Annotated in this window: 9 protein-coding genes; 7 read left to right on the top strand and 2 right to left on the bottom strand. The window is 38.6% G+C overall.

Going from position 1 to position 11,320, the window contains the following annotated elements; genetic code table 11:
• The first annotated feature begins 12 nt into the window (after positions 1 to 12).
• From galT to AMD01_RS19400, 6 genes are all read left to right on the top strand, one after another.
• The gene (gene galT / locus AMD01_RS19420) at positions 13 to 1,512 is read left to right on the top strand and encodes a UDP-glucose--hexose-1-phosphate uridylyltransferase (RefSeq protein ID WP_053403103.1); all 1,500 of its coding nucleotides are present in this window, start codon (positions 13 to 15) and stop codon (positions 1,510 to 1,512) included.
• Between the two features lie 61 nt (positions 1,513 to 1,573).
• A complete protein-coding gene (locus AMD01_RS19415) occupies positions 1,574 to 2,617 on the top strand; it encodes an aldose epimerase family protein (RefSeq protein ID WP_053403102.1) in 1,044 nt (347 codons plus the stop codon).
• Between the two features lie 110 nt (positions 2,618 to 2,727).
• Positions 2,728 to 3,717: a LacI family DNA-binding transcriptional regulator gene (locus AMD01_RS19410; RefSeq protein ID WP_053403101.1), complete on the top strand. Its 990-nt coding sequence runs from the start codon at positions 2,728 to 2,730 to the stop codon at positions 3,715 to 3,717.
• A gap of 133 nt (positions 3,718 to 3,850) precedes the next feature.
• Positions 3,851 to 3,985, top strand: coding sequence for an RAxF-45 family protein (locus AMD01_RS24985; protein WP_281176906.1), 135 nt, complete (start codon positions 3,851 to 3,853; stop codon positions 3,983 to 3,985).
• Between the two features lie 203 nt (positions 3,986 to 4,188).
• A complete protein-coding gene (abc-f, locus tag AMD01_RS19405) occupies positions 4,189 to 6,060 on the top strand; it encodes a ribosomal protection-like ABC-F family protein (RefSeq protein ID WP_053403100.1) in 1,872 nt (623 codons plus the stop codon).
• Positions 6,061 to 6,237: 177 nt separating this feature from the next.
• Positions 6,238 to 8,406 (top strand): 5'-nucleotidase C-terminal domain-containing protein, encoded by a 2,169-nt coding sequence (locus AMD01_RS19400; protein ID WP_053403099.1) that lies wholly within the window; start codon positions 6,238 to 6,240, stop codon positions 8,404 to 8,406.
• Between the two features lie 193 nt (positions 8,407 to 8,599).
• Here the strand turns inward: AMD01_RS19400 and AMD01_RS19395 are convergent, their stop codons facing one another.
• Together AMD01_RS19395 and AMD01_RS19390 are read right to left on the bottom strand one after the other, a co-directional pair.
• Entirely contained in the window at positions 8,600 to 9,151 is a 552-nt protein-coding gene (locus AMD01_RS19395; RefSeq protein ID WP_053403098.1) for a 3D domain-containing protein, read from the bottom strand.
• 188 nt (positions 9,152 to 9,339) lie between these two features.
• Positions 9,340 to 9,717, bottom strand: a complete 378-nt coding sequence (locus AMD01_RS19390) for a hypothetical protein (protein ID WP_053403097.1) — start codon at positions 9,715 to 9,717, stop codon at positions 9,340 to 9,342.
• A 339-nt stretch (positions 9,718 to 10,056) separates the two neighbouring features.
• On the opposite strand from AMD01_RS19390, the gene AMD01_RS19385 reads away from it, so the two are divergent.
• Entirely contained in the window at positions 10,057 to 11,289 is a 1,233-nt protein-coding gene (locus tag AMD01_RS19385; protein ID WP_083446634.1) for a DEAD/DEAH box helicase, read from the top strand.
• The last annotated feature ends 31 nt before the right edge of the window (positions 11,290 to 11,320 follow it).

Below are 11,320 nucleotides of genomic sequence, written 5' to 3'. Positions count from 1 at the left end.
GGAGGAAATCACATGAGTATATATACATCTATTACACAGCTAGTGAACGCTGCTATTAAAAAGCAATTAATTCAGAGAGAAGATGAGATATATGCTAGAAATCAAGTGGCTGCAGCCCTTCATCTCCAAGATTTTGTAGAAGAACCTGTAACAGAAGAAAAATCCATTCCAGATCTGTTAGAAGAACTAACGCAGTACGCTCTAGATAAAGGAATTATCGATGATTTATTAGATGAGAAAGAAATATTCGGAAGTAATGTGATGAATATTTTCATTTCAAAGCCTTCTGAGGTAAACCAAACCTTTTATCAGAAATATGCACAATCACCTTCACTAGCGACGGACTATTTTTATCAACTAAGCCAAGATAGCAATTATATTCAAACAAAGCGTATTGAGAAGAATATTAGCTATCAGGTGGAGACAGAGTTTGGGGAGCTGGATATTACAATCAACCTCTCAAAGCCTGAAAAAGATCCGAAGCAGATTGCGTTAGAAAAAGAAAAGGCGAAGAGTAACCCATCTGTTGGCTATCCGAAGTGTTTGTTATGTGTAGAAAATGAAGGATACGAGGGAAGAATTGGTCATCCAGCACGCTCAAATCACCGTATGATTCGTATGGAGCTTACGGATGAACAATGGTTCTTACAGTACTCACCGTATGTTTACTACAATGAGCACTGCATTCTTTTATCTGGTGAGCATCGAGATATGAAAATCGATGAATCGGCATTTCGTCGGTTACTTACCTTTGTTGAAAAAGTACCACACTATTTTGTAGGATCGAACGCGGACTTACCGATCGTAGGTGGTTCTATTCTCACTCATGATCATTATCAAGGTGGTAACTATGAATTTGCTATGGCAAAAGCACCAGAGGAATTCTCCTTCACCTTAAACGGTTACGCCGATGTTACGGGAGCGATCGTGAAATGGCCAATGTCCGTGATTCGTTTAAAAGGAAAAGAGAAGGAATCTCTCGTAGAGGCTTCTACATTTATTTTAGACAGCTGGATAAAATATCAGGATGAAGACGTAAATATTCATTCTCATACGGGGCAAACGAGACACAATACAATTACACCAATTGCTAGACAGCGCGATGGTGTGTACGAAGTGGATCTCGTTTTACGCAATAACCGTACAAACGCGGAACATCCGCTTGGCATTTTTCATCCTCATCAAGATGTGCAGCATATTAAAAAAGAAAATATCGGCCTGATCGAAGTGATGGGGTTAGCGGTATTACCCGCTCGATTAAAAGAGGAGCTTTTAGAAGTAGAAAGATATCTTCTCAATGAATCGAACGAATTAGCTGCATACCACAAAGAATGGGCCGATCAATTGCGTGAAACATACGCGTCAACGCTGAGCAAAAGGACGGTAGGCGAAATTGTCCGAAAAGAACTTGGAATGAAGTTTTTACGCGTGTTGCAAGATGCTGGTGTCTTTAAAAGAGATGAAAAAGGTCAAGATGGGTTTAAACGCTTCATTAACAGTCTAAATCAGTAAGAGAAAGGGTCAGCTAATGTTGCATTAGCTGACCCAATGAATAAAAAAGGAAGTGGAAGCCATGAAAATTGATCAAACTCTTTTTGGAACATTAGATGGAAACGAAGTGCATGCTTACACGTTAACGAATAATAAGGGAGTTTCTGTGACGTGCCTAGACTATGGCTGCGTTATTCAAAAACTGATTATGCCAAATCGAGAAGGCAAAGGAGAAAACATTGTATTAGGATTCGATCATATCGATGATTATGTGGAGCATTCTCCTTACTTTGGTGCGATTGTAGGACCGGTAGCAGGGCGTATTAAAGCAGGGGAATTTGAACTAAACGGTAAACCCTATCATCTAGCAAAAAATGATGGTGAGAACCACATCCATGGTGGAATTACAGGATTCAGTCATGTCATTTGGCGCGCAGAGCTTACAGAAGGTGAAGATGAAGTATCCGTCCGTTTTCTTCATTACGCATCTGACGGCGAAGATGGCTACCCAGGAAACGTTCGCATGAGCGTGACGTATACGCTAACCGAAAATGAACTTTCTCTTTCTTACGAGGGAACGTCTGATAAGGATACGATTTTAAATGTAACGAACCACACGTACTTTAACCTGAGCGGCGATGTATCTCGCGATGTTTTAGATCATACCGTCCAAATCCCCAGTGACTCTTTCCTCGAATTAAATGAAGAATCGCTGCCGACAGGTCAGTTCTTACAGGTAGAAGGCACTCCATTTGATTTTAGAAAAAGCCGTAAGCTAAAAGATGGTGCTCTCTCTGATCATCCCCAGACGGTACTAGTAGGGAATGGATATGATCATCCATTCTTCCTAAAAGATCAGCACCAGCCGATTATTTTATCTGATGAAGAGAGCGGAAGACGAATTACGGTCTCCACAGACCAAGTGGGTGTAGTATTATATACAAGTAATCAATTAAAAGGAAACTTTGAAATTCAAGGAGTAAAGGCCCGACCATACCTTGGCGTGTGTTTAGAAACACAAGGTCTGCCAGACGCAATTCACCATTCAGATTTTCCGTCTATTGTCGTAAAGGAACATGAATTGTATCAGGCAAAAACAACTTATAAATTCACTTCACTGATATGACCCGTCATATCAGTGAAGAATATGCATGAACACGAGTGCATTTGGAAGAGAGCAGCTGGTTTTTACTTCATGTAATGAATTTCGCTGATAAATAAGGGGAGAGGGAAAGTATGGCTACAATTAAAGATATTGCGACGAAAGTGGGAGTTTCGATTTCTACTGTTTCTCGCGTATTGAACTATGATACGACGTTATCAGTGAGCGATGAGACAAAAAAGAAGATATTTCAAGTGGCTGAGGCACTGTCCTATAAAAAACTACAATCAAAACGAGTAGCGGCACAGAAGGTAGCAATTATCAATTGGCATACTGAAAAAGAAGAACTAGATGACTTGTATTATATGTCTATTCGTCTAGGAGCAGAGGATCGCTGTCAGTGTCATAACCTTCAGGTTGTTAAGTATTCACAGCTAGATTTGCAGGGCATTGAACAAGAAAACATTCAAGGTATTATTGCCATTGGAAAGTTTAGTAGTTCACAAGTAAAGCAACTTGAAGAAGTAAGCGAACATATCGTATTTGTGGATTCAAATCCTGATGATGATCGTTTTGATAGTGTTGTGGTAGATTTTACGAAAGCAACTAGACAAGTAATTGACTATTTCATTGATAATGGCCATAAACGTATTGGTTTTATTGGTGGAAGAGAGGAATTTAAAGATCACTCTGCCAAAATCGATGATATGAGATCGGAAGTATTTGAACAATATTTAAAGCAACTTGAAATGTTTGATTCATCTTCCTTCTATGTTGGTTCGTTTACTGTAGATGATGGATATCGACTTATGAAACAAGCGATTGAAGAGCACGGTGACGACCTGCCGACTGCTTTTTTTGCCGGAAATGATCCAATGGCTATTGGTTGTTTAAAAGCGCTCCATGAAGCGCGTATATCGGTCCCAGATCGCGTTAATGTTATTGGTGTGAACGATATTAGCGTATCTAAATATGTCTTCCCTGCTTTGAGTACAGTAAAAATTCATACAGAATTAATGGGTGAAACGGCCATTGACCTTTTAATGGAGCGAATTAATGAACGAAAAATTGCTAAAAAGGTATTTGTAGCCTCTCAGCTTATGGTTCGTGATAGTAGCTTTTAGATATACATACACAGAAGAACTTTATTGCGTGATAGAGTTCTTTTTTGTTTGGTGAAAACATTGAATTATCTGGATAATAAAAATATAGTATGGTACAATTTGTATAATTATAGTCGAAGGAGGTGGAAAAGAGATGAATCGTTTTACTGTACTGCGTGAACAATGGTTAGAATTTATGTACATTTGTCGCGCAATTTTTCATGCTGGAGTTCGTAACGGGATCAGTCTGCCCTTTTTTAGAAACTCCATATTGGAAATAAAACGATAAGAAATCTCTTTATCCACTATTTTTATGGTCTTACAAAGAGAGAGCTTTTTCGCTCTCTTTTTTTGTTGAGGTTGTATGGAAAGCCGCGGATAGATATTTTCTATCTGCGGCTTTTTTTGCTATTTACAAATAAATAATATCAACAGATTCATCAATAGTGGAAAAGAGTGTTCACATATTGAGATCGAAAGGAATGGTAAAACATGATTATTAGTGCATTTGATCGTATAACAAAATCGTTCGGTGGAGCCGTTGTGTTTGAGGAGTTATCCTTTGAAATACATGCCTCAGATCGCATTGGCCTAGTTGGGCAAAATGGGAGTGGAAAGACAACGATTTTTCATATTTTAGCAGGGATTGAACAAGCGGATAAAGGACAGCGCCACCTCAAAAAGGGGTTGAAAATTGGTCATTTAGCACAAATTTCGCGATTTGATGATCACCTACTAGTAAATGATGTCTTGCACAACGCTTTTCATGAGTTAATGAAGCTAGGAGAGGCAATGAAGACGCTAGAAGAGGAAATGAAAGGTTCACAGTCAGAAGAAGCAATGCAAAGGCTTTTGAATGAGTACGGTAAAATTCAAGATCAATACGTGCTTTCAGGCGGATATGAAATTGAATCGACTATTCAAAAGGTAGTGAACGGGCTTCAAATTCAAGCGCTTGTGGATCAAGCCTTTGGCGCACTAAGCGGTGGCGAAAAAACAAAGATAGGTCTTGCGTACATTCTCCTTCAGCAGCCAGATTTGCTTTTATTAGATGAACCGACCAATCATTTGGATATTGATGCGGTTGAATGGCTCGAGCAATTTTTACGCGACTATGATGGAACAGTTGTCGTGATTTCTCATGATCGGTATTTTCTTGATGAGGTGGCCACGAAAATTTTTGAGCTCGATCAAGGCGAGTTGTTCGTTTCACACCATAACTACTCTGGGTTTTTAAAAGAAAAAGAGGAGAAGCTACTACTAGAATTTCAAGCGTATCAAGAACAGCAGAAAAAGATCAAAAAGATGAAGGAAACAATTAAGCGTTTAAAAGAGTGGGCAAATCAGGCAAACCCACCAAATGCCGGACTTCATAGAAGAGCAAGAAGCATGCAAAAAGCGTTAGATCGGATTGAACAGTTGAAAAGACCTGTGCTTGAACGGAAACGAATGAAGCTGCAGTTCGAGCAAGGAGCACGAAGTGGAAAAGACGTGATCCGAATGGAGAATGTGGAGAAAGGTTTTAATCAAACAGTGTTGCTACAAGATGTTAATCTGCACCTTCAATTTCAAGAACGAGCGATTATAGTGGGGAAAAATGGGACAGGAAAATCCACGCTACTCAAATTAATTTTAGACGAGCATGAGGCTGATAAAGGCCGAATTGAACGAGGAAGTAATGTGAAGATCGGATATTTATCACAGCATATCGAGCCCACATATGATTCACAAACGGTCATTGAAGCGTTTCGTGATATTGTGTCTGTAACCGAAGGAGAAGCACGTCATATTTTAGCGACTTTCTTATTTTATGGATATGCCGTCTTTCAAAAGGTAAAGGATTTGAGCGGCGGTGAAAAAATGAGGCTCCGATTAGCACAGCTTATGTATCAAGACGTGAACCTTTTAATTCTCGATGAGCCGACGAACCATTTAGACATTGAATCACGAGAAGTATTAGAGGATGCGCTAGAACATTATGAAGGAACAATTCTCGCTGTATCGCACGATCGCTACTTTTTAAATAAACTTTCAGAGACGACTTATTGGGTAGAAGACAACACGCTCTACCGGTTTGCAGGAAATTATACGTGGGCAAAACAGAAATTAGAGGAAAAGCGTAAAAGTGAAGAGAAGCATGTGCCAAACGAAAAAGAAGAAATAAAAATTCCTCAGGTGAAGAAAATTCTACCTATCGTTCAAGAGCGTAAAGTAGAGGAAGAAATTGAAGAGGTTGAAGCATCGCTACAAGTTATTCAGCAGCAGCTATTAGTGGAAAAAGAGCTATCTAGTTTACAAAGTCTTTATGAAAAACAGCAGCTACTAGAAGAAAAAAGAGAAGAATTGTATAACCTATTAGAATGAAAAGGACGAATAAAGAGATTATTTTATGCTAAAATGTCCTTTTTTATCCCTTTTTTATTAAAAAAGTTACAAAATAAACACAAAAAATTTGCAAAAATGTGATATTATTCTCATTGGGTAACATAATTTAAAATTTTTAGAAAAAATGATAATTATGAAAAGGGGTCTATCTTACGAATGAGAAAAAACGTCTTCAAACCAATAGTTAGTCTATCATTAGCATCAGCTTTATCACTAGGTGCATTTGCTGCGCCATTTAGCAATGACTTTGCAAAAGCAGAAACGCAAAATATTAAGGTACAGTTACTTGGCTTAAACGACTTCCATGGTCAAATGGATTACTCTGATAAGCTTGACTTAGATAAAGATGGCGTGAAGGAAACACCAATCGGTGGAATTGCTTACACGGCAGCTGCGATTAAACAGCATCAAGCAGAAAATCCGAACACGCTACTTGTCGAAGCTGGAGATATGGTAGGAGGAAGCCCACTCGTTTCTTCTTATTTCCAAGATGAGCCGACAATTGAGATTTTAAAAGAAATGGGATTCTCTGTTGGAACACTTGGAAACCACGAGTTTGACGAAGGCGTAACGGAAATGCTTCGTATGGTGAACGGTGGAAATCATCCTGATGGAAAAAGCATTCCAGGCGTTGACTACACAGGAACAGGATTCCCAGTAGTAGCAGCAAACGTAGTGTACAAAGATACTGGTAAGCTAATGTTAGATCCGTATACGATCAAAGAAGTAGGCGGAGAGAAAATTGGTTTTATTGGCGTAGTGACTCAAGAAACTCCTTATATGATCGTTCAAAAAGGGAATGAAAATCTTGCTTTTACTGATGAAGCAGAAGCAATCAACAAATATACGAAAGAGTTAAAAGAAAAAGGCATTAAGTCAATCGTTGTATTGGCTCACAACCCAACAACTAATACTACAGATAATGCGTCATTTGATGCTTCTAAAATAGCTGAAAAAGTAGACGATGAGGTTGACGTGATTTTTGCGGCTCACAACCATGTAGGCGTAAATAAAGTCGTTGATAACAAGCTAATTGTACAAGCGTATTCTTACGGAACAGCTTTCTCAGATGTAGATCTAGAAATTGATCCTACGACTCATGACATCGTGAAGAAAAGTGCAGATGTGGTGACGGTTATTCAAAGTAAATACACGCCAGATCCAAAAGTCCAAGCGATTGTGGATAAGTACGAGGAAAAAGTAAAGCCGGTTAAAGAACAGGTTGTCGGAGAGTCAGCTGTTGAACTATCAGGGAAGTACGCGCAAAAAGGTCCTGTTGGGGATAACTCGCTAGGTAATTTAATTGCCGATGGCATGAAGGAAAACATGAAAGCTGATTTCGCTTTAATGAACGGCGGAGGAATTCGTGCGAGTGTGAACGCGGGTCCAATTACATGGGGTGAGCTATTCTCTGTTCAGCCATTTGGTAATACGCTAGCAAAAGTAGACGTAACGGGTCAGGATTTAGAGGATATCTTAAATGCACAAATCGATCCTGTTAAGGGTCTTGATGTGAGCGTAGGTGGATTTAAGTATACGTGGAGCAGTCAAACAAACAAAGTCGTAGACATCTTTTTACCAGACGGATCAAAAATTGATAAAAAGAAAACGTATTCTGTCGTTGTGAATAACTATATGTACGGTAACCCAACATATCGTATTGCAGAGCTAGGCGAAAACATGGAAGTAGGGCCATCTGATTTAGAAGCAACGGTTGAATATGTAAAATCACTGAAGCAACCTATTTCATACAAAGCAGAAGGTCGTATTTCAGAAGTAACGCTTTCTCTTCCATTTAAAGATGTAGCGGACAATCACTGGGCTCATGACTATATTAATGATCTATACTTCAAGAACATTATCAAAGGAACGTCTGATACGATGTTCTCGCCAGACAAAGAACTTTCTCGCTCACAGTTCGCTTCATTACTTGTGCGTGCATTGAACATCAAAACAGATAAAACAACCGATTTCAAAGATACAGCTAAGCTATCTGAGCAAGTTCAAAAAGAAGTAGCAGCAGCCGTATCATCAGGAATTGTAGTAGGTCGTACAGCTAAGACGTTTGCACCGTATGCGCCAATTACACGCGCTGAAATGATGACGATGCTAATGAGAGCATACAAAGTGAAAAACGGTAGCGTACCGGCACCTACAAAAGACGTGTTCAAAGATACATCAACGCTTAAACCAGAAATGAAAGACGCGATTGAAGTTGCATATGAGCTTGGCTATGTAGACGGATTCGGTGACCAATTCAAGCCGTTTAACACAGCAAAACGTGCAGAATCAGCAAAAGTATTGTACATGCTATTAAAAAAATAAATGACATGTATAAAAGATAGAGGTTGGGGCAATGCTAGTAACGTATTCCCCCAATACAAATAAATGTTGAAGCACCGAACAATAGGTTCGGTGCTATTTTTTTGTGTAAATAATGGGGTAGGAAGGTAGGTTCGGCTTTCTTATAACGAAAAAGACCCTCGCTACTCTTGTAGCGAGGGTCTTCGTATGTATACTATTTCAATATTTGAATCTTTACTTTACGAACTCCCCATTGGTAGGCCTTCGTTTTACTTGAAAAGAATACATCGATTTTTCCGCCCTTCATGGCATGACCTTTATCTGCTGCGATTGCATAGCCATAACCAGGCACGTACACTTTTGTTCCTAATGGAATAACTTTTGGATCAACGGAAATTACTTTAGCATTTGGATTCTTTTTTAAATTGACTCCTGTTGCTGTAATGCCGCTGCAACCTTTACAACTTGCTGTATATGCGGTAGCTGTTACCGAGATCTCCTTTTTTACTGCAGGAGCAACTGTTTTAGATTTAGTAGTAGGTTTAGTAGTAGTTGTAGGTGATACCGTTAAAACTTGGTTCACTCTCAAAGAATCAGAGGAAAGCTTATTCCATTGTTTTAGCTGGTTGACTGTTACATGATATTTTTTTGAAACACCCCATAAAGTATCTCCAGACTTTACCTTGTACGTATCTGCAAGTGCTGCACTTGAAATCCCAAGTGATAGGATGATAGTAGCACTTAGCGATAATAAAAGTTTTTTCATTGGTTTAATTCCCCTTTTTTTATCTAACTGATGTATATATTACCAGTTAAATATGACAAACATATTTCAAAAAGGTGCCTTTTATATTACAAAAATAGTAGAAAAGTTTGTTTTTGTAACAAAGGGGAACTATATTATGAGCAAAATAACCCAAAAATCGGTACCTAATGGCACCGATTTTTTGCATTTTACCAGTCTACAAAGAAGACATTGTTACATTTTTCGGTTTGACAATGAAGCGAAATGACTTTATCTTTAAATATTACAGATCCTGTAACATAAGAGAATCCTTGAAGTCTCTTTTCTAATAATAATTTGATTAATAATAGATCTACTTCTCTTCTAGTAAGCAACTCTACGTCGTGAACTTCTCCATTTTCCTCAAGCATTAAATGTGCATATGTTCCGTTTCCTTCTTTATAAAGCATTGAGAGAGAAGGTTTCTGCTGCTGTGGAAAATGATCCACTAGTACAACATAATCTTTATCCAAAAATGCTAATAGCTTTGTTAACGAAACATCAATTAAGGGGTTAGTTGTGCAACCACATGGTAAAAATGCAATCATCTTAATACCTTCCTTCTTTCTAATCTTCTTTTATAAGGTGACGGATTCGAGATGATGTAGAATCTGTGAAAAAATCTCTTATTAAAATCTATGAAATGTATTACACATTATGAACAAAATGCTAGAAATTTAATCGTAAAAGTGTGAGCCAAAGATAATAGAAGAAATTAGAAGGATCGCCTAGTGATGCTTATAAAAGGTAAAGAAACGGAAATACTAAAAAAATCTTTTAAGTTTATTTTAAAAATGGGTAGATTACGCCTACTATATGCTCTATCATAAAACTATTGTTTTCTTACAAAAAGAGAGCGGAGTAAATTAGTTAAAAAGGAGAACACTATGACAGTTCAATGGTCATTTTTTAAAGAAATGAAGCCTTTTTTACAAAAGGTATGGCAAAAGTCAGGGTTTGAAAATCCAACATCAATTCAGGAAAAGGCAGTGCCTTTACTAGTAGATAAAAAGGATGTAATTGCAGAATCTCCAACGGGTACGGGGAAGACGTTAGCATACGTAATGCCCCTTCTTCAAAATATTGATTCTACAAATACTCATATTCAGGCGGTTATTTTAGCTCCTTCACGTGAGCTTGTTATGCAAATACTAAGTGAAGTCCAAACGTGGGCAGAGGGAAGCTCAATAGGCGTTGCTTCCTTTATTGGTGGAGTGAATGTAAAGCGTCAGCTAGAAAAGCTTAAAAAACGCCCGCAAATCGTTGTAGGAACGCCAGGACGTATCCAAGAGTTGATCAAGCTGAAAAAGATCAAAATGCATGAGGTAAAAACGATTGTGTTAGATGAGGGAGACAATCTGTTAGTGCCAGAGCACCAGGGTACGGTCGAGATGATTGTCAAATCAGCGCTTGCAGAGAGACAGGTCGTATTATTTTCGGCAACGTTACCTGATCATACTGAAAAGCTTGCACGGAGCATGATGAATGATCCGGAAGTACTAAAGGTAAAACAAAGTGAAGAGGCAAAAGCGAAAGTGGAGCATCTTTACGTTGTAGCAGAGCACCGTGATAAAATGGAAGTACTTCGTCGTATTATGAATACCGGCAAGCTAACAGCACTTGGGTTTGTCAAAGATATTGGAAGTCTTTCTGTCTTAACAGAAAAGCTTGCTTACCGTGGGATCGATGTAGGGGCTCTACACAGTGAAGTGAAGAAGGAAGAGCGTGTAGCAGCAATTCGTAAATTCCGTGAAGGTAAATATCCACTGCTTCTTGCGACTGATGTAGCAGCGCGTGGATTAGATATTAAAGGATTATCACACGTCATTCATGTTGATTTTCCGTTAGACGTTAATCAATACGTGCATCGCTCTGGACGAACAGGACGAGCAGGCGCAAGCGGTACGGTTATTTCCATTGTGACACCACGCGAAGAGCGTGTCTTAAAGCAATTTGCGAAGGAGCAAGGCATTAAGGTTCATAAACGCGAAGTGATTGGTGGTAACATTGTAGAAGCAGAGAATCGCCCTGTAGAACAACATAAAACGGATAAAAAATATCCAAAATCGAAGAATAAATCTTCAAACCCAAAGAAATATGCGAAAAAAGCAAAAAAATAAGCAAAGAAACCCGTTTATCTTACTGATGACG

Source organism: Priestia koreensis, assembly GCF_001274935.1.
GTDB lineage: Bacteria > Bacillota > Bacilli > Bacillales > Bacillaceae_H > Bacillus_AG > Bacillus_AG koreensis.
Note: the sequence above shows the minus strand (reverse complement) of the source record. Positions and strands in the feature narration are given on the sequence as shown.

Coding starts and splice junctions, on each gene's coding strand:
- abc-f (WP_053403100.1), top strand. CDS start 4,189: ATGATTATTAGTGCATTTGATCGTATAACAAAATCGTTCGGTGGAGCC.
- AMD01_RS19410 (WP_053403101.1), top strand. CDS start 2,728: ATGGCTACAATTAAAGATATTGCGACGAAAGTGGGAGTTTCGATTTCT.
- AMD01_RS19395 (WP_053403098.1), bottom strand. CDS start 9,151: ATGAAAAAACTTTTATTATCGCTAAGTGCTACTATCATCCTATCACTT.
- AMD01_RS19385 (WP_083446634.1), top strand. CDS start 10,057: ATGACAGTTCAATGGTCATTTTTTAAAGAAATGAAGCCTTTTTTACAA.
- AMD01_RS24985 (WP_281176906.1), top strand. CDS start 3,851: ATGAATCGTTTTACTGTACTGCGTGAACAATGGTTAGAATTTATGTAC.
- galT (WP_053403103.1), top strand. CDS start 13: ATGAGTATATATACATCTATTACACAGCTAGTGAACGCTGCTATTAAA.
- AMD01_RS19415 (WP_053403102.1), top strand. CDS start 1,574: ATGAAAATTGATCAAACTCTTTTTGGAACATTAGATGGAAACGAAGTG.
- AMD01_RS19390 (WP_053403097.1), bottom strand. CDS start 9,717: ATGATTGCATTTTTACCATGTGGTTGCACAACTAACCCCTTAATTGAT.
- AMD01_RS19400 (WP_053403099.1), top strand. CDS start 6,238: ATGAGAAAAAACGTCTTCAAACCAATAGTTAGTCTATCATTAGCATCA.